Source organism: Staphylococcus sp. EG-SA-17 (assembly GCF_017151845.1).
Lineage (GTDB): Bacteria > Bacillota > Bacilli > Staphylococcales > Staphylococcaceae > Staphylococcus > Staphylococcus aureus.
The window spans coordinates 1-557 of record NZ_JACVZO010000077.1; the positions used below are offsets into that span (position 1 = coordinate 1).

Below are 557 nucleotides of genomic sequence, written 5' to 3' on the forward strand. Positions count from 1 at the left end.
TGACATTCGAGTGAAACCCAAAATAGCCTTCATAAATCCAAAAACAGGCTCTACATCAATTTTTCTTTGACTATAGATTTTTTTCGTTTCTGGTTCAGAAAGCTTTTGATTAATTTGGGCTTTAAAGAATTCCCAATTATAATTCTTCATAATTTTCTTATTGGATTTCTAATTTGGCTTCATGCATTGATGTCTCAAAGAACATGATGAACAGTCATCACATTCTTATAGCTTGAAGTCACGTTTAAAACCATATCTATCATTACGGTATGCATATCTTTTAAAACCTATTCTTTTGTTATTAGGACATATAAATTCATCATTAAGTTCGTCATATTTCCAATTTTGAGTGTTAAAAATGTCACTTTTAAACTTTCTAGTTTTATCTTTAATAAACATGCCATACGTAATAAGTGGCGTTTTATTAAAATCATCTATAATAGCCATATAGTTTTGCTCACTACCATAACCTGCATCAGCTACAATATACTCTGGTAAATAACCGAAGGTATTTTGAATCATTGTTAAAAATGGAATTAAAGTTCTAGTATCTGTTG

At 29.3% G+C, this 557-nt stretch carries 1 pseudogene; it reads right to left on the reverse strand.

Features of this window, described 5'->3' with window-relative positions:
- Positions 1-557, reverse strand: a pseudogene (locus tag IDG65_RS14130) (transposase); the annotation flags it as partial.